General features: G+C 70.4%; 18 protein-coding genes and 1 pseudogene. 11 read left to right on the top strand and 8 right to left on the bottom strand.

The genetic code is table 11. The features are described from left to right. Positions 1–15: 15 nt before the first annotated feature. Positions 16–1419, bottom strand: coding sequence for a flavin monoamine oxidase family protein (locus ACIRS1_RS31055; protein ID WP_402845461.1), 1404 nt, complete (start codon positions 1417–1419; stop codon positions 16–18). A gap of 782 nt (positions 1420–2201) precedes the next feature. Beyond that, positions 2202–3569, bottom strand: coding sequence for an APC family permease (locus ACIRS1_RS31060; RefSeq protein WP_402845462.1), 1368 nt, complete (start codon positions 3567–3569; stop codon positions 2202–2204). Positions 3570–4107: 538 nt separating this feature from the next. Here ACIRS1_RS31060 and ACIRS1_RS31065 point away from each other — a divergent pair. The 5 genes and pseudogenes from ACIRS1_RS31065 (at position 4108) to ACIRS1_RS31085 (ending at position 8429) form a co-directional block, all read left to right on the top strand. After that, positions 4108–5292, top strand: a complete 1185-nt coding sequence (locus tag ACIRS1_RS31065; RefSeq protein WP_402845464.1) for a lipid-transfer protein — start codon at positions 4108–4110, stop codon at positions 5290–5292. A 3-nt stretch (positions 5293–5295) separates the two neighbouring features. After that, a complete protein-coding gene (locus ACIRS1_RS31070; RefSeq protein WP_402845465.1) occupies positions 5296–5754 on the top strand; it encodes a MaoC family dehydratase N-terminal domain-containing protein in 459 nt (152 codons plus the stop codon). Next, positions 5751–6152, top strand: coding sequence for a MaoC/PaaZ C-terminal domain-containing protein (locus ACIRS1_RS31075; protein WP_402845467.1), 402 nt, complete (start codon positions 5751–5753; stop codon positions 6150–6152). The genes ACIRS1_RS31070 and ACIRS1_RS31075 overlap by 4 nt, the downstream gene beginning before the upstream one ends. Before the next feature lie 7 nt (positions 6153–6159). Continuing rightward, positions 6160–6927 (top strand): annotated as a pseudogene (locus ACIRS1_RS31080) (acyl-CoA dehydrogenase family protein); the annotation flags it as partial. Between the two features lie 299 nt (positions 6928–7226). Beyond that, positions 7227–8429: a TetR/AcrR family transcriptional regulator gene (locus ACIRS1_RS31085; RefSeq protein WP_402845469.1), complete on the top strand. Its 1203-nt coding sequence runs from the start codon at positions 7227–7229 to the stop codon at positions 8427–8429. 5 nt (positions 8430–8434) lie between these two features. Here the strand turns inward: ACIRS1_RS31085 and ACIRS1_RS31090 are convergent, their stop codons facing one another. Beyond that, a complete protein-coding gene (locus ACIRS1_RS31090) occupies positions 8435–8992 on the bottom strand; it encodes a sensor histidine kinase (RefSeq protein ID WP_402845470.1) in 558 nt (185 codons plus the stop codon). Between the two features lie 7 nt (positions 8993–8999). Here ACIRS1_RS31090 and ACIRS1_RS31095 point away from each other — a divergent pair, with 7 nt between their 5' ends. After that, positions 9000–9113 (top strand): hypothetical protein, encoded by a 114-nt coding sequence (locus ACIRS1_RS31095; RefSeq protein WP_402845513.1) that lies wholly within the window; start codon positions 9000–9002, stop codon positions 9111–9113. A gap of 40 nt (positions 9114–9153) precedes the next feature. Here the strand turns inward: ACIRS1_RS31095 and ACIRS1_RS31100 are convergent, their stop codons facing one another. Then, on the bottom strand, positions 9154–9693 hold the full coding sequence (locus ACIRS1_RS31100; protein WP_360217536.1) for a TetR/AcrR family transcriptional regulator: 540 nt from the start codon (positions 9691–9693) through the stop codon (positions 9154–9156). A gap of 500 nt (positions 9694–10193) precedes the next feature. Between ACIRS1_RS31100 and ACIRS1_RS31105 the strand changes: the two genes are divergently transcribed. Both ACIRS1_RS31105 and ACIRS1_RS31110 read left to right on the top strand, forming a co-directional pair. Continuing rightward, complete coding sequence (locus tag ACIRS1_RS31105) at positions 10194–11624, top strand: flavin monoamine oxidase family protein (RefSeq protein ID WP_402845472.1); 1431 nt, start codon at positions 10194–10196, stop codon at positions 11622–11624. A gap of 292 nt (positions 11625–11916) precedes the next feature. After that, the gene (locus ACIRS1_RS31110) at positions 11917–13569 is read left to right on the top strand and encodes a serine/threonine-protein kinase (RefSeq protein WP_402845474.1); all 1653 of its coding nucleotides are present in this window, start codon (positions 11917–11919) and stop codon (positions 13567–13569) included. A gap of 69 nt (positions 13570–13638) precedes the next feature. Here the strand turns inward: ACIRS1_RS31110 and ACIRS1_RS31115 are convergent, their stop codons facing one another. Beyond that, complete coding sequence (locus tag ACIRS1_RS31115) at positions 13639–15045, bottom strand: flavin monoamine oxidase family protein (RefSeq protein ID WP_402845475.1); 1407 nt, start codon at positions 15043–15045, stop codon at positions 13639–13641. Between the two features lie 511 nt (positions 15046–15556). Here ACIRS1_RS31115 and ACIRS1_RS31120 point away from each other — a divergent pair. Further along, positions 15557–16897 (top strand): GH1 family beta-glucosidase, encoded by a 1341-nt coding sequence (locus ACIRS1_RS31120; protein ID WP_402845477.1) that lies wholly within the window; start codon positions 15557–15559, stop codon positions 16895–16897. 253 nt (positions 16898–17150) lie between these two features. On the opposite strand, the gene ACIRS1_RS31125 is transcribed toward ACIRS1_RS31120, so the two are convergent. Genes ACIRS1_RS31125 through ACIRS1_RS31135 form a run of 3 tightly spaced genes read right to left on the bottom strand, consistent with a single transcriptional unit; the run spans position 17151 to position 20783 of the window. After that, complete coding sequence (locus ACIRS1_RS31125; RefSeq protein WP_402845479.1) at positions 17151–19517, bottom strand: FtsX-like permease family protein; 2367 nt, start codon at positions 19515–19517, stop codon at positions 17151–17153. Between the two features lie 4 nt (positions 19518–19521). Continuing rightward, positions 19522–20283, bottom strand: a complete 762-nt coding sequence (locus ACIRS1_RS31130) for an ABC transporter ATP-binding protein (RefSeq protein ID WP_402845481.1) — start codon at positions 20281–20283, stop codon at positions 19522–19524. Further along, entirely contained in the window at positions 20280–20783 is a 504-nt protein-coding gene (locus ACIRS1_RS31135) for a PadR family transcriptional regulator (RefSeq protein ID WP_360217492.1), read from the bottom strand. Before ACIRS1_RS31135 ends, ACIRS1_RS31130 begins: the two co-directional genes overlap by 4 nt. Before the next feature lie 144 nt (positions 20784–20927). Here ACIRS1_RS31135 and ACIRS1_RS31140 point away from each other — a divergent pair, with 144 nt between their 5' ends. Then, positions 20928–22235: an ABC transporter substrate-binding protein gene (locus tag ACIRS1_RS31140; RefSeq protein ID WP_402845484.1), complete on the top strand. Its 1308-nt coding sequence runs from the start codon at positions 20928–20930 to the stop codon at positions 22233–22235. A 190-nt stretch (positions 22236–22425) separates the two neighbouring features. After that, on the top strand, positions 22426–24126 hold the full coding sequence (locus ACIRS1_RS31145; RefSeq protein WP_402845486.1) for a glycoside hydrolase family 13 protein: 1701 nt from the start codon (positions 22426–22428) through the stop codon (positions 24124–24126). The last annotated feature ends 28 nt before the right edge of the window (positions 24127–24154 follow it).

The raw sequence follows: 24154 nt of genomic DNA on the forward strand, positions 1-24154 counted from the left end.
CAAGGAAGTCCTGGCTCAGGCCAGGACTTCCTTGGCGGCACGTATGCCCGACTGGTAGGCGCCGTGGGTCGTGGCGAAGGAGGTCCGGCTGGTCGCCTCGCCCGCGAAGTGGACCCGGCTGCCCACGGCGGCCGCGAGCTGATCGCGCATGGCCGGCGTGGAGCCGACCCCGTTGTAGGAGTAGGAGCCCAGGGAGTAGGGGTCGGACGCCCACCGGGTGATCTGGTAGTCGATCGGAGCGGGGATCGCACCGCCGAAGATCGTCTTGAGCGTGCCCATGGCGCTGTCGACGATCCGGGCGTCGCTCCAGCTCTCGATGGAGCGGCCGAAGTCGCCGGCGTTGAAGCCGAGCAGTACCGGTTGCCCGTTCGTGCGGGTCACGTTCACCCACTGAGCCCACTGGCCGTACGTGGCCGAGGCCGGCACGTACCCGAGCCAGTCGGTACCGGGCCAGAACGTGCGGGGGAAGCGCAGGTAGCACTTGTTGAGGACGCCCATGCCGAGCCTGCCGATGGCGGTGCGCTTCGTCGCGGGCAGGCCGGGGCCGAAGGTCACCCTTCCGCGCTGGAGCACACCGAGCGGAAGGGTCACCACCACGTGGTCGGCCTGGAACACGGCCTGGTCGGTGGTGACGGTCACGCCGGTGGAGTTCCAGTCGACGCGTTCGACGACCTGCCCGGTCTGGATGGAGAGTCCTGCGGCAAGCAGGTCCGTGATCTGGTGGTATCCCTGGGGGAACACCACGTCGCCGCCCTTGAGGTCGGCGTCGCTGTCGAAGTTCAGGGCCGACATCCGGTCGATGCTGCCGGAGTACTCGTGCTCGTAGTCGTTCAGGTCGTAGCCGAGCAGGGCCTTGTCGTACTCGGAGAGGGAGGACCAGCCGAGGGCCTTCTGGACGGCCGAGCGGACGGAGGTGTCCGAGTCCTGCGTGTCCTGGTACGACGTGAGGGCGTTCGCGGTCTTGGCGGCCCAGCTGTTGAGGGCCTGGACCTGAGCGGCGGTGGCGGGGCTGCCGGAGGGCAGGTAGTAGGTGGTGCTGTCGTTGTTCGTCGGTACGGTCCTGGCCTTTGCCTGCGCGGCGAGTGCGCTGATCGGATTGTTGGTGACGCCGTGGATCCAGGACGCCCCCATGTCGGAGGGTGAGTCGGACCAGCGCGCGCTGGTCCAGATCCGGCCTCCGATCCGATCCCGGGCTTCGAGGACCAGGACGTCCTCGCCGCGGTCGGCGAGGTAGCGGGCTGCGGACAAACCGCTGATGCCGGCACCGATCACGATCACGTCCGGCCGGTCGACGGCTGGGACGTTCCTGGCTGAGGAAACGCCCGCTTCGGCGGTGGGCACTGCGGTGGCGCCCAGGACGGCCGCGGCGGGTATGCCGAGCCCGAGGGCCTTCAGAAGATTTCGGCGTTGCATGCTCATGGTGGTCAACCCATCTGCGATCTGACGCGGGATTCGTTCGTACGTGGGGGTGAACTGGTTCCGGTCGAGATGATCGGTCCGCCGGCCGCGGCGTGGGAGCGCGACCGGCGGACCTCACCGATGATGTCGGCGGCCGGACACCGAAGTCGGTGTCGGGCTGCCCGCTGCGTGGCGAAGCACGAAGCGCACCTTCGGGCCTGCACGCAGCGATGCGTGCATTCGTTCACTGAGGGCTGGGAGGCACCGCGCCGGGAAGTGCGGCAACCGACCACCCCGCCGGGGGCCGGGGAGGGAGGTGTTCCTCAGGGCCGAGCGCGGCAGGCAGGGGAGCGGGCCCTGCTGCCGCCTCAGAAGGTGGACACAGCAAAGGATATATTGAGGCATGGATGTGTCAATAGAGGCATTGATGATCCCTGGCGGCCGCGTTCGCCCGGCGTGGCGTCGGACGTTCTCCACATGGCGTGCGCCCGGTGTCGCGCTGCCCGCTCACGCGGGCTCCGGCGCGGGTTGATCTGCCATTCGGACACCGCACCTCCGGGGTGTGTCACCGGACGGTGCGGGCGACGGGAACGCCGCGACGGCGGCTTCGCGCGGCAGTGGGATCGAGCAGGCCGAGCAGCGGAACAGCAGTTGTCCCGGGGGCCTTCGGGTGGGGCCGGCCGCCGCGTACCCGTGTCGCCGCCTCCATCTGTCGCATCGGCATCGGGTTGCTCGCTCATTGGCCTTCGGAGCAACGTTCCTGATGGAACGTCGTTCCGGCGCCGGTCAGGACCCTCTTGGTGTCAGATCCCGGCGACGGCGGCGGCCCTCTTGCGGCGACGGGCGAGGGGAAAGTAGAGGAGGCTGGAGCCGGCCACGGCGACGAGGCAGTAGGTGACCGCCTGGGTGCCGTTCTCCGTGTACTGCTGCCATGCCGCCCATGCGGTGACGCCGGTCAGCGCCGTGGTGATCAGGACCAGCGAGAGGGCTCCTCCGGGGATGCGATAGGGCCGTTCCAGGTCCGGCTCCCGTACGCGGAGCGCCAGGAGCGCTGCGACCTGCATCAGCAGCGCGAGGTTGGTCAGGAAGACGTCCACGATGATCAGATTGCTGAAGCTGCTCAGGCAGAACAGAGCGTATATCGCGGCCGAGCCGATGACCGAGACGACGGGGACCTGCCTCCGGGCGCTCCGCTTGGCGAGCCACGGGGGGAAGTAGCCGTCTTCGGCCAGGGCGAAGGGCAGGCGCGAGTTGGTGGTGAGCAGGGCGGAGAACATGGCCGCCGAGGCGAACATGCCGCCGACCGTGACGGTGACCTGCAGCCATGGTCCGGCCAGCGACTCGGCCACGCTGGAGAAGGAGCCACTCTCCCAACTCCGCCACCCGGCCGAGCCGTCGGCGCCGACGGACAGGGAGGCGATCGCCGGCAGCAGGTAGCCGATGGTGATCAGGAACACCGAGACGGCGAGTGCCCTGGGCAGGTGTGCGCGGGGGTTCTCCATCTCGCCGGCGACCGTCGATACGGCGTCCCAGCCGCTGTAGTTCCACATCGCGATGAAGAGCCCGGCGCCGAACGCGTTCCAGGCCGATTGGTCGGGCGCGCTCGTCAATGGCGCTACGGGGCTGACGCCGCCGGTCGCGAGATGAGCGAGGCCGACGACGGTCAGCAGCAGCATGGGAGTCAGACAGATGACGGCGAACACGACCGAGGAGCCGCCGATCCAGGCCGCACCCATCAGGTTGAGCAGCGTGAACGTCGCGATGACCGCGAGGCAGATCATCCAGTTCAGGTCGATCCTGATGGCGCCGATGGAGAACAGCACGTGTTTGCCCGGTGCGACCGAGGCGACCATGGACTGGAGGTAGCTGGTGAACAGGACAGGATAGACGGCCATGTCCACGAAGCTGCACACCCAGCTCAGCACGCCCTGTTGGAACCCCCAGAAGTTCCCCAGTCCGCGTCGGACCCAGTGGTAGTGGCCGCCTTCGACGGGGATGGCTGTGCCGAGTTCGGCACAGACCAGGGCGTGCGGGATGCCGTAGATCAGCGGGGCGGCCACGAGCAGCAGCAGGCCCATCCCGGGCCCCGAGGTGGAGAACAGCTTCTCGATGCCGTACGCACCGCCGGAGACACTGAAGAAGATCAGCGCGATCAATGGCGTGAGCTTCACCCGCCGTAGCGGGAGGGACGACTGAGCTGCGGAAGCGGGGCTGGTCGTATCCGTGGAAATCGGTTGCATTCCCCATCCCGTTCTGTGAGGCGACAGGCTGATGAAGCGCTGATTATCCAAGTGGGGTTACACCTGGCCGCAGCTGAGGACATGGCAGTTCTTTGGTGACGTCTCTGACACTCTGTCGCCGTCGCCGCGCCCGGAGTCCGCGGCGGCGGAGCCCGTTTCCCGCCTTCCGGGTTCCCGTCTCGTGTGGCCGGTCGGGGTGTGTGTGTCCGTTCCGCCCTGTCTGAGCCGGAGCCGCCGCGAGACCTCCCGGGCGCGCCCGGCGGCAGGCCGGTGTCTGCTGCGTCACATCACCGGCCACAACGCGCCGCAGACCCCGACCCTGACGGTGGACGCCTTCCTAAGTGAATACATGAAAGTCCATATCTACCAAATCGACGGGGTTGACTCCACTAGAAGGAGGAATCTTCCCCAGCAAGTGAATCACCAGTAGTCTCCAGCGCAACAGATGGACCGGAAGGCTGGAGCTGGCATGGCATCGAGGGTGATCGTTGCGGGCGTGGGGATGATCCCCTTCACGACCCCGAGGAAGAGCGAGTCCTATGACGTGATGGGTGAGAAGGCGGCGCGGACCGCGCTTGCCGACGCGGGGATCGACTACGCCCTGGTGCAGCAGGCGTACGTCGGCTACGTGTACGGCGATTCGACCTGCGGCCAGGCCGCCCTGTACGGCGTGGGCCAGAGCGGCATCCCGATCGTGAACGTGAACAACAACTGCTCGACCGGGTCCTCGGCACTCTTCCTGGCCCGGCAGGCGATCGAGAGCGGAACGGCGGACTGCGTGCTCGCCCTGGGCTTCGAGCAGATGCAGCGCGGCGCGTTGGCGTCGCACTGGCAGGACCGGACCAGCCCTTTCGCTCGTTTCGACGAGGCGGCCCTCGCAGTGCAGGGGGAATCGGACGCCCCGTTCGCGGCGCAGTACTTCGGCGGTGCCGGCGCGGCCTACGCCAGGGAGTACGGCCTGGCCGAGGACACCTTCGCCAAGATCGCGGTCAAGGCGCGCAGGCACGCGGCGAACAACCCGTACGCGGTGTTCCGCGAGCCGGTGACGGTCGAGGAGGTGCTCGCCTCACCGCGGATCTACGGACCGCTCACCCGGCTGCAGTGCTGCCCTCCGACCTGCGGCGCGGCGGCGGCCGTCCTGTGTTCGGAGGAGTTCGCACGGCGGCACGGGCTGCGCAGCGACGTGGCGATCACGGCCCAGGCGATGACCACGGACTTCCCGTCGACCTTCGCGGACGCTGACATGCGCAGGGTCGTCGGCTACGACATGTCGAAAGCCGCGGCGAGGCAGGTCTACGAGCAGGCCGGCATCGGGCCGCAGGACGTCCGCGTCGTCGAGCTGCACGACTGCTTCACCACGAACGAGTTGCTCACGTACGAGGCGCTCGGGCTGACGCCGGAGGGCACGGCGGAGAGGTTCGTCTGCGATGGCGACAACACCTACGGCGGCCGCGTGGTCACCAACCCCTCCGGCGGCCTGCTGTCGAAGGGCCACCCGCTGGGCGCGACCGGGCTGGCCCAGTGCGCCGAGCTGGTGTGGCAACTGCGCGGCCACGCCGAGGCGCGGCAGGTGGACGGCGCGACCTTGGCGTTGCAGCACAACATCGGCCTCGGCGGTGCCGCCGTGGTGACGCTCTACCAGAAGGTGGGCTGAGCGATGGCGATCGACGCAGCGGCGGCCATGAAGCTGGCGCTCGATCCGATCACCGTCCAGGTGGAGCGCGGCCGACTGCGCTTCTTCGCCAAGGCCACCGGTCAGACGGACCCCGTCTACACGGATGTGGATGCCGCCGGGCGGGCCGGTCACCGGGACCTGCCGGTTCCGCCGACGTTCTTCTTCAGCCTGGAACTGGAGGCGCCCGACCCGTTCGGCTACCTCACCTCCCTGGGCGTGGACCTGCGTCGGGTACTGCACGGCGAGCAGGCGTTCACCTACCACCGACCGGCCCACGCGGGTGACACCCTCACCCTGCAACCACGCATCGTCGACGTGTACAGCAAGAAGGGCGGCGCGCTGGACTTCCTCGTCAAGCAGACCGAGGTCCACCGCGGAACCGAGCTGATCGCCGAGATGCAGGGCGTCCTCGTGGTGCGCAACCCGGAGGTGACTCAGTGACGATCCCGAAGATCATCGAGGTCGGCACCGAGCTGCCCGCACTGCGCATCGCGCCGATCTCCCGGACCGCGCTGGCGCTGTTCGCGGGCGCGTCCGGCGACCACAACCCGATCCACATCGACCTCGATGTCGCGAGGTCCACCGGCCTGGACGACGTGTTCGCACACGGGATGCTGTCCATGGCCTACCTGGCGCGGCTGCTCACCGACTGGGTGCCGCAGGAACGGATCCGCTCCTACCGGGTGCGCTTCGCCGCCCTCACCCCCGTGCACGCCTCCGTGACCTGCACCGCCGGCGTCGTGTCCGTCGAGAGCGGCCTGGCCACGCTCGCCCTCACCGTCGCCCTGGACGACGGCACCCTCACCCTCGCCGGCGGCGCCGTCGTCGCGCTGGACTGAAAGGCAGGTGACCGAGCCGGGCACCGGATCCGACCTGTCCGGGATCCGCACGAAGGCGGTCCGCGACGGCGACCACTACGTCATCGACGGCGCGAAGACCTTCATCACCAACGGAATCAACGCCGACCTGGTGATCGTCGCGGTCCGCACCGGCGATCACCCGCACCGCGGCCTGAGCCTGATCGTCGTCGAACGCGACACCCCGGGCTTCGAACGCGGTCGCAAACTGGAGAAGGCCGGACTGCACGCCCAGGACACCGCCGAACTGTCCTTCACCGGTGCTCGGGTACCGGTGGCCAACCTGCTCGGAACCGAGGGCGAGGGCTTCTTCGCCCTGACCGGGAACCTCGCGCAGGAGCGGATCTCCGTCGCGGTGTCCGGCCTGGCACAGGCCACCGCCGCGTTCGACTGGACCACCGCCTACGTCCGCGAGCGCAAGGCCTTCGGCAAGCCCGTCGGATCGCTGCAGGTGATCCGACACCGGCTCGCCGAACTGGTCACCGAGATCGACGTGGCCCAGCACTACTTGGACCGCTGCGTCGTCGCGCTCAACGAGGGCGAGCTGACGGCCGTCGACGCCGCCAAGGCCAAGTGGTGGTGCACCGAACTGCAGGGCAGGGTCGTGGACGCATGCGTCCAACTGCACGGTGGATACGGATACATGCTCGAGTACCCGATCGCCCGGGCGTGGCAGGACAGCCGGGTCACCCGCATCTACGCAGGTACGACAGAGATCATGAAGGAGATCATCGGCCGATCCCTCGACCTCGGATGACGATCACGTGGGACAGCGCCTGATGCCGGTGTCCGAAGCAGTGCGGGGGCGTCCTCCCGAAGGAGCCCGGACTGCCCGATGACAGCCGGCGGCGGCCGGCCGCGCCCGGCCGCCGCACCGACGGAACATGAGAGTGCCGTGTATTGGAGGCCTCAGTCCTCTCCTACCCTGTCCTCACCTGCACGCTTTCGGGTGGGCGGGGATTTCCACGCGCGGGCTGCACCGGAAATACTGGGCGGACGGCGAAGGCGTACCGAGCCCGTTCGCCCAGCAACCGGACCAGATCCAGGAGAAGACAGTTGACGGTCGACACCGAGGCCTCGGCGGCTTCTGCGCGCGGCACCCGGCCCCGCAATCGAAGAGCGTCACTCGTCGCCGCGGCCCGTGAGCTGTTCTACCGCCACGGCTACGCCAACGTGGCGATGAGCGACATCGCGGCGGCCGTCGGTATCGGCCCCTCGGCCTTGTACCGGCACTTCAGCGGTAAGCAGGAACTGCTCCGCGCGGTTGTCGCCGAGGCTTTGGAGACGTTCCTCGACCGGCTGCGCTCCGCTACGCCAGGTGACCTCGACTCACTGACCGACGAGTTCGCCGAAGCCGCACTGGCCCGTCCGGAACTCGGCGTGCTGTGGCAACGCGAAGCCCGGCACCTGCCGCCCGAACAGCACGCCGAACTCGGCGAGCAACTGCGAGCTGCCCGAAGCCTGTTCGTCGATCAGCTGACCGTCTTCCGGCCGGGCCTGGACGCCGCCCACGTGGAACTCCTCGCTTGGAGCACGCTCGACATCGCGACCAGCATCGCCTACCAGCACGTCGAGCTGCCCACACCCGAGTATCCGAACCTGCTCGCCGGCCTCGTTCGGCACATGGCGATCGCCGACCTCCCGGATCTCGGGGATCGCGCGGCGGACCGCCTCGGAGGTGGCCGGGCAATCCCGCACCGGTCCCGCCGGGAGAGCCTGCTGGCCGCGGCAATCACGTTGTTCGCCGAACGCGGCTACGCCTCGATCAGCCTCGAGGAAACCGGCGCCGCCGTCGGAATCGCCGGGCAGAGCATCTACAACCACTTCTCCAGCAAGCACGAGATCCTCGCCACCGCGATGAACCGCAGTGCCGAGCGATTGTGGCTCGACCTGGCAGAAGCGCTTGCCTCCGCGCACGACCACGCGGCCGCCCTGCGGCTTCTCGTGCTGAAGTACACCCGGTTCGCACTGGCCCACCCGGACCTGGTGACACTCATCGTCAACGAGACCGAGCACCTCCCGGACGACGAACGGCACCGGATCCGTCAGGTCCAGCGCGACTACATCGACGAGTGGTTGTTCCTGCTGCGCACCGTCCGTCCCGGCATGTCGCCGGCCGAGGCGCGCATCCGGGTACAGGCCGTACTCACCATCGTCAACGACATCGCCAGGACCCCCGGGCTCCGCACGCGGTCGGGCATCGAACGCAACATCCACCACCTCGGCTGCAATGTCCTGGGACTGGACATCGACCCCTGAAGCCCTCACGGTGCCGCACGGCCTTCGGGCGGGCACGGTGAGGATTGTGCGGCGGCCCTCACGGCTCTTCCGGGTCGAGCAGTGGCAGCCGAGCACGGACGGCGAAACCCGACGTCGGGGGTGGGACCGGCGCTCAGGGTGCCGCCGAGGTCGGTGGCGCGGGTCCGCATGCTCGCCAGGCCGTGGCCGCCGGACGGCAGCTGAGGTTCGCTTCCCGTACCGCCGGAGGAGTTGACCACAGCGAGGTGGAGCCCGTCCTGGTGGATCTCGGCGGAGACGTTCACGTCGGCGCTCGGGGCGTGCTTGTGGATGGTGGTGAGCGCTTCTTGGACGATCCGGTAGACGACGTACTGGACGGCGGGCCCGGGGTCGGGTCGGCCGTCCGGAGGGTCCGTCACCGTGAGGTGGACGGTGAGGCCCGCCCGCAGGGACTCGTCGATCAGGGCGGGTAGCCCACGGAGCGACGGAGCCTGATCGGGGGCAGCCGCGAGCACGCCGAGAAGGCTGCGCAGTTCGGTCAGAGCCTGGAGCCCGAGACTGCTGGCCCCCGGGGCGCCGCCCATCGGCTGCCTGCTCGACTACACCGCGTTCCTGTGGGCCGAGGCCATCGTGGCGTTCTCGGTGGTCTACGTGGTGCTGAGGGGAGCACCGGTCGAGCTGGCACCGCGTCCGACCGCTACGTGAGCACGCACGGAACGGACGCGGCCGGGAAGCCGGGCTGCGGTCAGGCGGCCGTACCTCGCAGCAGGACCGACATGAGGAATTCCGGTGCCTGTCGCGAACCCATGTGGCCCTCGAGGGTCAGTTCCCACGCGGTTTCGGCGAGGCTGCAGAAGGTCGACGCCAGCCAGGTGGCCGCCATGTCCTGACGCAGTAGCCCGGCGCCCTGTGCGCGTTCGACGAACGCCACGGTCCGTTTGAAGATGTCTCCGGCCCGGGCGCTGGCGTCCGGCACGCCCAGAACGTCGGGTTCGATGTAGACCAGGTTCCAGAGCTGCGCGAAGGGAGGGTACTCGGCCCCCAGCGCAGTGAGCAGCACCTCGACGGGAGCGTCGTCGCTCTCCGCCCGGGACAGGGCGCGGTCGCAGTCATCGAGGATCTTCTCCGCCATGGCCTGGACCAGGTGCTGGCGGGTCGGGAACAGGCGCACCAGCGTGGCCCGGCTGATGCCGGCGCGTGTGGCGATCACCTGCATGGACGCCCCGCGGTCCTTGGCCAGAACCGGGATCGCTGCGTCCAGTACCTCTGTCGCGTCGGTGCGCAACCTCTACCCACTCCCCATGCCTCTATTGACACACCAGTGCCTCAATGTATGCTCTGCAGTATCAGCTTCATTGTACTGAAGAGAGGGACACCTGCCGCGCCCGCGGTCGGACCTGCTCCTTTGGTGATGCGAATCTCCTTCGCGCTCGCACCGTGCGCGTCGGTAGGGCCTCCGGAACCTGCTGTGAATCCGTCAGTTCCGTTCGGCCACCGTATCCCTCGGGAGCCGGTGTCGGCATGGGAGCGGTCGGCGGACCAGGCAAGCCGCGCAGCGTCGCGCGGCTCCGATCTCGGTACGCGGCATCACCGGTGCCGCCCGACGAGCGAATCACGAGGCGGATTCGCACCACCGCATCCGGTGGTTCCGGGAGATGTCGGGCGCGCCGCCGAAGGCTTCGCGGTCCCTCTTCGCAACCCCACGGGCCAGGCATCGACCGAGCGCGCTGCTCCAGTGATTCCTCACGCCCGTGGCAGATCCAGATCGGTATACAGCCAATGACGATGCACCGCCGACGTTTCCTCACCAACATGGGCCTCGGCCTGACCGCCGCCACGGCCCTCGGCACCCTGGCCGCCTGCACAAACGGCGTGGACGACGGCGACGGCGACCCGACCGGCTCACCGTCGGCTCCGGCCGGCTCCTCCCCGTCGGACCGCAGCGGCGTGATCGTCGTCGGTGCGGGGGCCAGCGGTCTGGCGGCGGCGCGATACCTTGCCGACAAGGGCAAGAACGTGCTGGTGCTCGAAGCCCGCGGCCGGATCGGAGGCCGGATCTGGACCAGTGAGCAGTGGGGCGGCACCCCGGTGGACATGGGTGCCTCCTGGATCCACGGTGTCGACAAGAATCCGATCACCGACCTGGCCAAGAAGGCCGGAGCCCGGATGGTCACCACCGACCCCGAGAGCGCCACCGACTACCTGGCCAACGGACACAAGGCCGACGACGCCTCCGAGCAGGCGATGCAGCGCTGGCGCAAGGCCGCCGCAAAGGCACTGGAGGCGAACCAGGACCAGAACGACGACCAGAAGGACGTCTCGATGCGCAGCGTGGTCGAGCGTGCGCTGAACTGGTCGTCGCTGTCGAACGGCGACAAGGCGCTGGCTTCCTTCGCGTTGAACGACTACGAGCACGAGTACTCCGGCAGCGTGGGTGACATGTCGGCGCTCCACTTCGACAACGGGGCCTCGATCAGGGGCAAGGACGTGCTGTTCCCGGGCGGGTACCGGCAGATCACCGATCTGCTCGCCAAGGACCTGGACGTGCGGACCGAGCACGTCGTCCAGCAGATCGACTGGGACGCCGCCGGTGTGACGGTCGCCACCGACAGGGGGGTCTTCCAAGGTGATCACGTGGTGGTGACGCTGCCGCTGGGTGTGCTGCAGAGCGGCACGGTCACGTTCGGTCCCGGCCTGCCCGCCGACAAGCGCACCGCGATCGACAAGCTCGGCACGGGTGTGCTCAACAAGTGCTACCTGCGTTTCCCCAAGGTGTTCTGGGCGGACACCGACTGGCTGATGTTCGCACCCGATCTGGACAAGTACGGGCAGTGGGAGCAGTGGATCAACCTCAGCCGTGGAGTCGGGCAGCCGGTGTTGCTCGGCTTCAACGCCGCGGACTTCGGCCGGACGATCGAGGGCTGGAGCGACGCGCAGATCGTCGGCGGCGCGATGGAGACGCTGAAGACGATGTACGGCGGTGACATCCCCCAGCCCGTCGACTTCCAGATCACCCGATGGGCTTCCGACCCGTACGCTCGCGGCTCGTACTCGTACTACAAGACCGGCTCCACCCCGGGCATGCGCGACGCGCTCGCGGCCCGGATCGGTGATCGGGTGCACTTCGCCGGCGAGGCCACGCACCGCGAGTCGTCCGCGACCGTCCACGGGGCCTACCTCTCGGGCATCCGCGCGGCCAAGGAAATCGCTGGCTGAAACGACCGTGCGGGCACCGACGCCCAGGACGCACCCCTCCGACGAGGGGCGAACGCCCTGCCGTCGGTGCCCGTAGCGGCATGTCCCCGAACCCCGGCGGCGGCCGGCCAGTCGGGAGGCAGATGTGCGCCTGGCAGGGGACGGATCAGGTGCACAGGTCCGACACAAGAGGAGACGGAGGATCCGGTTATGATCCGGTGCCATCCGACGCCGGCATTCGCCGAGGGCGCGTTTCAGTCGCGCACCTTCCTCCGCGTCCCCATCTCCACCGCACGACCCGCTGGGAGCCAGCATGACCACAGAGCGTTTCGGCGCGCCCGTTTCCCCGGCCTTCCAGGCTCTGAGCCTGGAGGACCCCGGCGAGATCGGTGGCTACCGTCTGTGTGCCCGGCTCGGTGCGGGTGGCATGGGGCGCGTCTATCTCGCCTACACTCCGGGCGGGCGTCCGGTCGCGCTCAAGGTGGTCCGGCCCGAACTCTCCGAAGACCCCGAGTTCCGCTACCGCTTCGCCCAGGAAGTGGCGAGTGCTCGGCGCATCCACAGTCTGTACACCGCCCAGGTCGTGGATGCGGGCACTGACGACGTCTGCCCCTGGCTCGCCACCACGTATGTGCCCGGCCCCTCCCTCCAGCAGGTCGTCCGCCGGCACGGACCGTTGCCGGAGCGCACCGTTCTGCTCCTGCTCGCCGGCATCGCCGAGGCTCTGCAGGCCATCCATGCCGCAGGCGTCGTCCACCGCGACCTCAAGCCCGGCAACGTCCTCGTCGCCCCCGACGGGCCGCGCGTGATCGACTTCGGCATCGCCCGTGCCGCCGATGCGAGCCCGCTCACCGGAACCGGCCTGCGGATCGGTTCACCCGGCTTCATGGCCCCCGAGCAGGCCCTCGGACAGCCCGCGAGCCCGGCCACCGACGTCTTCGCGCTCGGCGCCCTGATTGCCTTCATCGGCTCCGGCAAGCCCCCCTTCGGCGACGGTCCGGAGCCCATGGCGCTGTACCGAGCGGTGCACGAGGAACCCGACCTTTCGCACCTGCCGCACGGACTGCACGACCTGGTCCGGTTCTGCCTGGCCAAGAACCCCGGTGACCGTCCGGGAACCGCCTGGTTGATCGAGGCCGCACGGAACCACCCCGCCACCGGCGGAGAGCTGCGCTTCTCCGACGGCTGGCTGCCTCCGCACGTCAGTGGTGACCTCCAGAACCACACCGATCTGCCCGCCACGCCCGCTGCCGCCCAGCCGGCAGTGTCAGCGGAGGCCCGGACCTCACGCGTCCTTCATACCGCGTCACCCACCAAGCTGGAGCCGACGCCCACCAGCGTGGACGCCGTCACGACCGGCCGCCGCGCGGCCGTTCCCGCCAGACGCAGACGTAGAGGCGGTCGCACCGCGCTGGTGACCGGCGCCGCGCTCCTCGTCGGTGCCGCCGCAGCGTTCCTCCTGCTGGACTACACCGAGTACTTCGACGAGTCCGCAGACCAGCCCCAGCCCGCCGCGGTGACGAGCGGTTCGGCCCTGCCCACCGCTTCCAGCCCCGCCACGCCGTCCGCATCGGAACCGCCGGCTGGGGTCCCCGGCTACAGCGCCGCCTACGCGAACCTCGAACTCACCTCGCCCGACCGCGACTACGAGTTCGATCTCAAGAGCGGCAAGGTCACCCAGGACGCCACAGCCTGGTACCTCGCCCGCCAACCCGGAGCCTTCTACATCCCGGAGGACAGCGACGCCTACATTCCACCGGCCGGGCCTCTCACCCTGCCCGACTGCCTCAAGGGCATCGAGACCCAGCCCACGGCGAACCTGCCGTACAGCACTCTCCGAGCCGACAGGAGCTTCTGCGTCCGGGCCCCTGGAGGTCAGGACATCGCCATCGTCCGTACCCTCAACACCGCCTCGAACGACGGACCGGTCAAGGTCTCCATCACCTACTACCGGCGAGCAGCCTGACGAGCCGTGTGGGCGTACGGCCGGGGTGGAGCCTGCGATGTGACGGTCTCCCCGCTGCGACAGGAGGCGTCAGCCGGCGATCTCCTTGGCGGCGCGGATTCCCGACAGGTAGGCGCCGTGAACGGTGGCGAAGGACTGGCGGCTGGTCGCCTCTCCGGCGAAATGAACACGTCCGTCGACGGCGGCCGCCAGCTGGTCACGCATGTCGGGCGTCGAGCCGAGCTCGTTGAACGAGTACGAGCCCAAGGCGTAGGGGTCCGAAGCCCAGCGGGTGATCTGGTAATCGGTCGGGGCGGGGATGTCGCCACCGAAGATGGTCTTCAACGTGGTCATGGCGCTGTCGACGATCTGGTTGTCGCTCCAGCTTTCGATCGTGCGGCCGAGGTCGGCGGCGTTGAAGCCGAGCAGCACGGGCTGGTCGTCGGCACGCGCGACGTTGATCCACTGCTCCCACTGGCCGTAATGGCTCAGGCCCGGGACGTAGGTCATCCAGTCGGTGTCGGGCCAGAACACCTTCGGGAACCGTAGGTAGCACTTGTTGAGCACACCCATGCCCAGCGTGCTGATGGCTGTGGTCTTGTTCTGGGGCAGCCCCGGACCGAAGGTGACCGCCCCGCTCTGCAGGACGCCCAAAGGAAGGGTGACGACGACGTGGTCACCCTGGAAGGTGCCCTGGCCGGTGCTGACCGTGACACCGCCGGAGGTCCAGTCGATCTGCTTGACCACCTGCCCGGTCCGCACCGGCAGTCCCTTGGCCAGGTAGTCGGTGACAGCGCCGTAACCCTCGGGGAAGAGGACGTCCTTGCCGCTGATCTTGGCATCGTCGTCGAAGTACAGTCCGGACATCTGGTCGACACTGCCCGCGTACTCGTGCTCGTAGTCGTTGAGTGCGTAGGAGATCAGGGTCTTGTCGGGGTCCGAGAGGTTCGGCCACCCGAGTGCGTCCTGCACGACGGTGCGGAGGGCCTCGTCCTTGCTGTCGTCGTTCTGGAACGTCGACAGTGCCTTCGCGGTCTCCTCCTGCCAGCGTTTCAGGGCCTGTGTCTGGGTGCCATCGAGCTCCTGGCCGTCGGGGGCGTAGTCGGTGGAGCTCGCTGGATCGGTCACCGCGGTGCGTACGCCGGCCTGCTGGGCCAGGTCGGTGATCGGGTTGCCGTCGATGCCGTGGATCCACGACGCGCCCAGGTCGAGCGGTACCCCGGGCCACTGCAAGCTGGTCCAGATGCGCCCACCCACGCGGGTGCGCGCTTCGAGTACAGATACGTCGTGACCCTTGTCCGCCAGGTAGCGGGCAGCGCCCAGGCCACTGACACCGGCTCCGACGACGATCACCTTCTGGCGTCCGGAGGAACCCGGCGGACTGGACTCCTCCCCATCGCCGCCGCTGTCGTCACAGGCGGACAGGAACGAGAGCAGGGCGAGGCCGGGCAAACCCAGGCCAACGCCCTTCAGGAAGCGTCGGCGATGCATCGACATGGCTGTCCACCGATCCACGGTCCGCTACGTGCTGACTACGAGGATGTCGGTGGACACGCTCCTGCGCCCGTCGGCCGGCCTTGAACGACGCACTGTCCGCCCACGTGAGCCATGCGGTTCCGCCATGTGCTGCCATGTGCCGCTTGTGAGGGGGGCGATCGGGGGATTCAGGGCTGAGCCCGGCCGCCTGCCTCGGCGCGGGCGGCCCCGCGCCAAAGAGAACCGATGGTGCCTCTATTGAAACAAGGATGTCTCGATTCATCCTTTGATGTGCCCGCTTCGCGGCTCCGAGAGGGTGAGCTCCGTGCCGGTCTGCAGCGCTCCGGCTTCACGGAAGCATCAGTGATCCACTTGCTCCCTCGCCAACCGCGCCGTCAGTGTGCGCACCTGCACCTGCCGGTGTCGATCGGCGGCCTCCGCGCGCTCTTGATTGCCTCTGGCGATTCGGCGCCGCAGCGCTAACATGAGCACTCCTCATGTTCCTGGATCGGAAGCTCACCTGGAGGCTGCCATGCCGGACCGCTACGACCTGCCGGCGGGCTTCCGCTGGGGTGCCGCCACCGCCGCCTACCAGATCGAGGGGGCGGTGGAGGAGGACGGGCGCGGGCCGTCCGTCTGGGACACCTTCACCGTCCGGCCCGGGGTCATCCGCGACGGGCACACCGGGGCGGTCGCCTGCGACCACTACCACCGCTACCCCGAGGACATCGCCCTGATGAAGGGCCTCGGACTGGACGGCTACCGCTTCTCCATCGCCTGGCCCCGGGTGCAGCCCACCGGCGCCGGCGCCGTCAACCCCGCCGGACTCGCCTTCTACGACCGGCTGGTGGACGCCCTGCTGGAAGCCGGCATCACCCCGCTGCCCACCCTCTTCCACTGGGACCTCCCCCAGGCCCTGGAGGACCGCGGCGGCTGGCTCGACCGCGACACCGCGTACCGCTTCGCCGAGTACGCCACCGTCACGGCCGACCGGCTCGGCGACCGCGTCCCCACCTGGATCACCCTCAACGAGCCCTTCGTGCACACCGTGTTCGGCTACGCGATGGGCATCCACGCCCCCGGCCGCACCCTGATGTTCGAGGCCCTCCCGGCCGCCCACCACCAACTCCTCGCCCACGGCCTGGCCGCCTCGCTGCTCCACGAGCGCGGCCTCGAGGTGATGCTCTCCAACAACCTCACCCCCGTCGAGCCGGCCACCCCCTCGCCCGCGGACGCGACCGCCGCGGCGGCCTACGACGCCCTCCACAACCGCCTGTTCACCGACCCCGTCCTCCTCGGCCGCTACCCCGACCTCGCCGCCCTCGGCGTCCCCGACGACATCTTCGGAGCCGTCCGGCCCGGCGACCTCGACCTCATCCACTCCCCCGGCCTCGACGGCCTCGGCCTCAACTACTACAACCCCACCCGCATCGCCGCCCCCACCGACCCGGGCCTCCCCTTCGACCTCGTCGACATCCCCGACGTCCCCCACACCGCCTTCGGCTGGCCCGTCGTCCCCGACGGCCTCCGCCGGCTCCTCCTCGGCCTCCGCGACACCTACGGCACGGCACTCCCGCCCGTCACCGTCACCGAGAACGGCTGCTCCGTCGACGAGACCACCACCCCCGACCAACCCCGCATCGACTTCCTCGCCGCCCACCTCGACGCCCTCGCACAAGCCGTCGCCGAAGGCATCGACGTCCACGGCTACTACACCTGGTCCCTCCTCGACAACTTCGAATGGGCCGAGGGCTACCACCAGCGCTTCGGCCTCGTCCACGTGGACTTCGCCACGCAGAAGCGCAACCCCAGGGCGTCGTACGCCTGGTACCGCGACCTGATCGCTGCCCACCGGTCCCGGTGCGCAAAGTAGTTGGGCTTCGGACGGGAGGTAGTGCCCGTCGTCCTCGATGCGGTTTCGGCGCGCGATGCGGTGCGGGTTCGAAGCAGCCGGGCCATCGGCCGTGGCCGACGACGGCCACCCTCTCCACCCCGAGGCGCAGGTCGTCGACGGGTCACGTCACCGAGGCCGGAGCCCGCGAAGCCGTCGACGCCATCGCCGAACAACCCGTGGGCGGGAGGGCGAGCATGGAACCGGTGGTGAGCAGGTGTGGGGCCGGGGAGGTCTACCGGCCGGAGCCGTCCGGGGCCAGGGTGGGCGGGGGGATGCGCAGCACCGGGAGTGCGCAGAGGGCGGCGGCCGCCGTGGCGCAGACGGCGGCCATGGCGAGGACCGTCCAGGTGGAGGGCGCGCGGGCAATGCCCGCGCCGATGCCACTCAGTTCGCCCTGCCGGTCGATGAGCCGGCGGACGAGCGGGATGGCGACGGCCGAGCCGACGGTGACCGTGATGAGGGCGATGGCCGTCCCGCGGACGGCGAGCACGAGGGCGGACTGGCCCGGAGTCAGGCCGATCGCCCTGAGCAGGCCGAGGTCCCGGCGGCGTTCGTGGAAGCCGGCGGTGGCCGTTGTGAGCAGGTCGACCAGGCCGATGAGGGCGAGCAGGAGCAGGAGGCCGACCACGCTGGCCCGCAGGGCGCCGGGCCGGGTGACCGGGCCGGCGGGGAGGCGGATCTCCGTCTGCCCGGCGAGGCCGGCGCGGGCTGGGAGGTCGCGTTGGACCTCTGCCGGGTCCTCGCCGGGGCGCAGGGTCAGCTGCCAGAAGTCGGGGTGGGTGGGGTCGCCGGGCCGGTCGAGGGTGTCGAAGCCGGTGGACAGGACGCGGCCGCCGTGTTGCGGTTCGAGATTGCGTCCGACGATGTGCAGGATGCGCGGGGTGCTCCCGGTGGTGAGCCGCACCCACTGGCCGACCCGAGCGCCGAGAAGGTCGAGGGCGCCCTGTCCGGCGACGGCCTCGTCGGTGGCGTGGATTGCCCGGCCCTCGACGACGGTGTACGGGTACGGGGCGTCGGTGGTGCCGACGGCGTGGAGGGTGAGCGTCGCGGACTGGCCGGGCGCGAGGGCCTGCATCTCGGTGCCCGGGTAGACGCCCTGCACGGCGGCGTCGGCGGCCAGGGCACCGGCGAGCCGTCCGTCGCCGGGCGTCTGATCGGGGGTGGTGCGGCGGGCGGTGACGGACGGGACGGTGACGCCGCCGTCGGGCCGGGTGACGGCGTCGAGGGTGGTCCAGGTGCTCAGGGCCAGGGTGGCGGCGACGACCGGGACGGTCAGCCGCAGGGCGCTTCCCACCAGGTCCGAGCGCCGGCGCAGGACGCTGCCGAGCCCGAACACGAGGGCCGGCGGCAGCTGTCTGAGTGGGCCGAGCCGGACCGGCCGGGCCGTCATGACGGGTGGCCGGGTGCCGTCGGTCGGGGGCACGGGGGCGACGCGGGCGGCCCGCAGGGCTGGCAGTGCGGCGGCGGCTCCGACGGCGAGGAGCGCGGCGGCGACCACGGCCCCGGTGGTCGCCGTGCCGCCGGGGACGAGCCCGTGGAGCGCGTCGGTCCCGCCGCCGAGGGCCGGTACGGTGTGGACGGCGATCGCGGCCCCGCCGGCGCCGAGCAGCACTCCGGTGCCGGCCAGCAGGAGCTGTTCGGCGATGAACATCCAGGCGACCTGGCCGGCGGTGAAACCGAGCGCCTTGAGCAGGGCGATGTCGCCGGTCCTGGCCCGGATCCGCCCGCCGGCCGCGCCGGCCACCGCGAGGGCGGCGGCGAGCAGTGCGGCGAGTCCGCTGAGGCCCAGCAGCAGGCCGGCCAGCCGGTTGTCCTGCTGCCGTGCGGCCCGCGCGTCCAGCCAGGTGGTGATCCGGGAGACCCGCTCGGCGCCGAGGACGCTGACCACCCGCTGGGCCGTGTACCCGGCGTCGGCGGGGTGGGCCAGCCGCAGGCCGAGGGTGAGTCCTTGGGCCGCCCGGTCCGGCTGCACGAGGTCGAGGGTGGCAGGAGGGGCCCAGCCGAGGTCGTAGCCGGCGGCCTGGCTGGGCAGCTGGTCGGGGCTGTCCGCGATGCCGCGGACCTGGAGGTCGACAAGGCCGCCGCGGGCGTCGAGGACGGTCAGGTGGTCCCCGGGGTGGGCCCAGGCGGCGTCGGCCGCAGACTGTTCGAGCACGATGCCGTGGATGTCGTCCGGGTCGAGCCAGGTGCCGGAGCGCAGCAGCGGGCGCGCCGCGTCCGGGTCGTCGCCGCGCAGTACGAGCGTGGTGCGGCCGGGCGGGCCCGCGGTGGTGGCGCCGTCGGCGCGTCGGCCGGCCAGTGTGGTCTCGGCGGTGTGCTGGGGCGGTGAGACGGCGAGCACACCGGGTTCGCCGGCGAGCACGGCGGCCGAGGGTTCGTCGGCGCTGCCCCGGGCGGGCGCGGACGGGCGCAGGTCGATCCGGATGTGGGGTGAACCGGCGGCATGGAACTGCCTCTGCCACGGGTCGGCGGCGGCGCCGAGCAGCGTGCCGGCGAGCAGGAGGGCGGCAGCGGTGCCGCCGGTGGCGAGGACGATCAGCAGGGCGTGGAGGCGGTGCGAGCGCAGGTCGGCACGGATCCAGCGGAGGATGGCAGGCACCGGCTCACCCGCCGAAATCGATGATGTCGCGGACCCCGACGGCGCGCCGCGCGGCCGGGGGCTCCTCCACCCTGGCGTCGTCCGCGATCCGGCCGTCGAAGAGGCTGACGACGCGGTCGGCGGTGCTCGCCGCCCTGGCGTCGTGGGTGACCAGCACGATGGTGGTGCCCTGTTCGTGGTATCGGCTGAGCAGGGCGAGGACATCACGGGTGCTGCGGCTGTCGAGGTTCCCGGTGGGCTCGTCGGCGAGGAGCAGTTGCGGCCGGTTGACCAGCGCGCGGGCCAGGGCGACCCGCTGGCGCTCACCGCCGGAGAGCTCACCGGGCCCGGCGGCGGCCTTGTGGGCGAGGCCGAGGTCTTCGAGGAGTTGCCGGCGGCGTTCGCGGGCGGTGCGGCCGGACATGCCTGCGAGCACCGCGGTCAGTTCGATGTTGTCGGCGACGGAGAAGTCGGGGAGCAGGTTGCCGCTCTGGAAGACGATGCCGTAGTGCCGGCGGCGCAGGCGGGCCCAGGCGGATTCGCGCAGTCGGTCCACCCGGCGCCCGTCGAGCCACAGCTCGCCCCCGTCGGGCCGCAGCAGGCCGGCGAGGATGTGCAGCAGGGTGGACTTGCCGGCGCCCGAGGGGCCGGTGACGGCGACGAACTCGCCCCGGTCGATCCGCAGGCTGATGCCGCTGACCGCCGGTATCAGGGTCGAGCCGCTCAGGTGCGAGCGCACCACGCCGTCGGCGGCCAGCAGCGGCGGTATCGGCTCCGAGCCGGTCACGTGAGTTCCTCCTGGCAACGCTCCAGCCAGTCGAGGTCGGCCTGCAGGTGCAGGACCGCACCCTCGATCAGCAGCAGCGAGGTCCGGTTGCCGCGCTCGGTGGCGGCCAGCTTGTTGAGTCCGCGCATCGTGTTGATGCAGTGCCGGCGCTGGTTGTTGATCAGCGTCAGCTGGTCGGCGAGGTCGGTGCCTTCGGCCAGGATGAGTTTCATGAAGAACTCGTCCCTGACCCGGGGCCCCTCGGTGGGAGCCTCGAACCAGCCGGCGAGTTCCTCGGTGCCCTTCTCCGTGATCTCGTAGACCTTCTTGTCCGGCCTGCCCTCCTGCGTCACCTCGGTGCCGCGGATCAGTCCGGACTTCTCCAGTCGGCTCAGGGTCACGTAGATCTGGCCGATGTTCGGCTGAGGGTACGCCGCACCGAAGGTCTGCTCAAGCCCCTGCTTGAGCTCGTACCCGTAGGCGGGCTGCCGGGCCAGCAGCGCCAGCAGCTGATGGCGCACCGGGCGTCACCTCTTCCTTCTCGTCCCTGTTCGCTGGTTACACCTCGGTCACACAGTACGGGCAGACGGGTCCCCACCAGCAGGGAGGCCGTATAAAGGGACGTACGTCGGCGCCCACCCGTGCCGGCGGATCGAAGGAGCTCCATGGACAACCGGCCGCCCACCGGGCCCGACGCGGGCCGTCGGCGCGTGGTGCGCGCGCTGGTGGGCGGGGCGGCGGTGCTCGCGGCCGGGGGTGCCTCCGCCTGGTACGGCCTGGCCGGCGGTGCGCAGGCGGCGGGCGACCCGGAGGGCGTCGGGCCGGTCACGCTGGCCACCGGCCGGGACACCACCCGCTACCTGCGGGGGCTGCTGGCCGACTGGAACGCCGAGCACCCGGACCAGCCCGCCGAGCTGGTCGAGCTGCCCGAGGCCGCGGACGAGGTGCACGCCCAGCTCGCCGGCGAGCTGTCGGCCGGCGGAAACCGCTTCGACGTGCTCAACCTCGACGTGGTGTGGACGGCCGAGTTCGCGGCTGAGCGTTGGACCGTGCCGCTGGACGAGTCGGACTTCGCACTGGACAGCTTCCTGCCGCCGGTCGTGCGGACCGGACGCTACGACGGGCGGTTGTACGCGGTGCCGTTCGTCGCCAACGCCGCCCTGCTGTACTACCGGAGCGACGTGCTGGCTGCCGCCGGTGAGCAGCCGCCCACCACCTGGGCGGAACTGGCGCGGCAGGCACGGACGCTGGCCCCCGCGCACGGGCTGTCCGGGTACGCGGGGCAGCTGAGCCCCTACGAGGGCCTCGCCGTCAACGCGCTGGAGGCCATCCGCTCGGCCGGAGGAGACCTGCTGGCAGGCGACGGCACCGTGGTGGTCGACAGCCCGCAGGCCATGGCCGGACTGGAGTTCCTGGCCGGGGGCGTGCGCGACGGCTGGATCCCACCGGAGGTGCTCGGCTACCAGGAGGAGGAGTCCCGCGCGGCCTTCGGCCGGGGAGGCCTGCTCTTCCTGCGGAACTGGCCGTACGTCTACCACGCGGTCGGCGCCGCCGGGTCCCCCGTGGAGGGGCGGTTCGGCGTGGTGCCGCTGCCCGGGCCGAACGGGCCCGGCAGCGGTGTGCTGGGGGGCTCGGGCCTGGCGGTCAGCCGGTTCTCCCGGCGCCAGCGCACCGCCCGGGCACTGATCGGCTTCCTGACGAGCCGCCGGGCGCAGTACCGCGTGCTGACCGACGGCGGGCTGCCGCCGGTCTGGGCCGACCTCTACGCGGACCCGGACCTGACGGCCAGGTTCCCGTACCTGCCCGTGCTGCGCACGGCGATCCTGGCGGCCGGGGCGCGCCCTGGCGTGCCGCAGTACCAGCAGCTGAGCCTCGCGTTCAGCGAGACGGCGTTCGAGGTCGTGTCGGGCCGTCGGACCGCCGGGGCGGCGCTGCCCCGGCTGGCCGCGGACCTGCGCTCCATCGTCGGCTGAGCCGACGACGACCTGGGGGCGCTCAGCCCCTGCTTCGCGGGCTCCTACCAGGCGGTACCTAACGCGTATCTATGACTGATCCAGGCATGCCATCTCGCAACTCCTGGAAAACTCCACCGAACAAAGACTTAACAGCGCCGACATCTGCCTGCTATACCTAACGCGAATGCATAACCGTTGGAGTAGCGAGATGCCCAACCCCACCCTCCCCGACGGCGACGCGGTCACCTTGCCGCGCGCACGTCCGCACGCCCCCACCACCCCCGCCACCCCCGCCTGGTGGCGCGACGCCGTGATCTACCAGATCTACGTGCGCAGCTTCCGTGACACCGACGGCGACGGCATCGGCGATCTCGCCGGCGTCCGGGACCAGCTGCACCACGTGCGGCAGCTGGGCGCCGACGGCGTCTGGCTCAACCCGTTCTACGTCTCACCCCAGCACGACCACGGCTACGACATCGCCGACCACTGCGCCGTGGACCCGGTTTACGGAGACCTCGCCGAGTTCGACCGCCTGGTGACGGACTGTCGACTGCTCGGCCTCAAGCTGGTCCTGGACGTCGTCCCCAACCACTGCTCAAGTGATCACCCGTGGTTCCGGAAGGCGCTGGCCAACGGACCCGGCAGCCCCGAGCGGGCGCGGTTCCACTTCGCCGACGGGCGCGGCGAGGCCGGGGAGCTGCCGCCCAACAACTGGCGGGCCATGTTCGGCGGCCCGGCGTGGACCAGGGCCACCGAGGCCGACGGCCGGCCCGGCCAGTGGTACCTCCACCTGTTCACCCCGGAGCAGCCCGACTTCAACTGGCGCAACCCCGACGTCGCCGCCCACTTCGAGGAGGTGTTGCGGTTCTGGCTCGACCGCGGTGTCGACGGCTTCCGAATCGACGTGGCGGCCGGGCTGTACAAGCACCCCGAGCTGCCGGACTCGCCCGACCCGGACGCGGACGAGCGCACCCGCGACTCGGTCAACCCGCTGGCCTGGAACCAGCCGGAGGTGCACGAGGTCTGGCGCCGGTGGCGCGCGATCTGCGAGGAGTACACCGTCCGCGACGGCCGGCAGCGGCTGCTGGTCGGTGAGGCGTCCGTGCCCACGCCGGCCGAGCAGGCGCTGTACGTGCGCCCCGACGAACTGCACCAGGCATTCTTCTTCCACCTGCTGCACGCGCCGTGGGACCTCGCGCACTTCCACCGGGTCATCGACGATGCCGTGCGGGACATCGCCGCCACCGGATCGACGGTCACCTGGGTGCTCAACAACCACGACCAGGTCCGCACGGTGAGCCGGTTCGCGGGGGAGGACCCGGCCTCCGGCCCCGCCCGGGCCAGGGCCGCCGCCCTGCTGATGCTGGCTCTGCCCGGAGCCGCCTACATCTACCAGGGCGAGGAATTCGGCCTGCCCGAAGTCATCGACCTGCCAGATGAGCTGATCACCGACCCGATCTTTCACCGCACCGGTAGCCGGACCGGGATCCGCGACGGCTGCCGGATACCGTTGCCCTGGTCGGGCGCCGAGGCCCCGTTCGGCTTCAGCCCGCCGGACAGCCCGGCCGCGCCGTGGCTGCCGCAACCGGCCTCGTTCGCCGCCCACACGGCCGAGCGGCAGCGGGCCGATGCCGGATCCGTGTTCCACCTGTACCGCACCGCCCTCCAACTGCGCCGTGAACTCCCGCAGCTCGGCGAGGGCCCGCTGCGGTGGCTGGAGACCCCGCCCGGCGTTCTCGCGTTCGTCCGCGGCGAGGGCCTGGTGTGTGCCGTCAACTTCGGCGACACTCCCGCGCCGGCCCCGGTCGTCGGTCCGGCCCTGCTGGCCAGCGGTCCCTGCGATGACGGCTTCCTGCCGCCCGCCACCGCCGCCTGGTGGGTCAATCCCACTGCTGTCAGCACTATCTGACCATTCACCGCATCACGAAGCCCCCCAC

It is taken from the genome of Kitasatospora sp. NPDC101176 (assembly GCF_044768035.1).
GTDB lineage: Bacteria > Actinomycetota > Actinomycetes > Streptomycetales > Streptomycetaceae > Kitasatospora.